This is a genomic window from Adlercreutzia sp. DFI.6.23, from assembly GCF_024462535.1.
In the GTDB taxonomy this organism is placed as follows: domain Bacteria; phylum Actinomycetota; class Coriobacteriia; order Coriobacteriales; family Eggerthellaceae; genus Adlercreutzia; species Adlercreutzia rubneri.
In genome coordinates, this window is the sequence record NZ_JANGBP010000295.1 from 1 (window position 1) to 345 (window position 345).

At 50.7% G+C, this 345-nt stretch carries 1 protein-coding gene; it reads right to left on the reverse strand.

Going from position 1 to position 345, the window contains the following annotated elements:
* A partial coding sequence (locus tag NE591_RS13440) for a hypothetical protein (RefSeq protein WP_256156886.1) occupies positions 1–345 on the reverse strand: 345 nt, incomplete at both ends.

Consider the following 345-nt stretch of genomic DNA (forward strand, 5'->3'; position numbering starts at 1 on the left):
TTCTCGAGCCAATAGCTAAGCGTCTGACTTTTTTTCGAGCTGAACTCAAACTCGTAGACTGTAGCATTCCTACCGGGCATGACATCGATTGCGGCGACTTTCGTGCTCTGATCGTTTTCAAGAGACCACTCGATGTCGTTTCCAGTTGGCTCGTTGAAAGCTTTGTTGAAGGCATCAGTAATGTGAGCCCCATATTTAGCTGTCAAGGTCAGCTTTTTCCCACCGTGTTTTTCTTCGGACGTAAGAGTATTAGTGTTGCGCTTGTACTTGACCGTGACGACGGTGGAGCCGTCGGCCTTGACGGTCGCGGAGGTCGATTCGGCGAAGGTGAAGTGCGCGGTATCG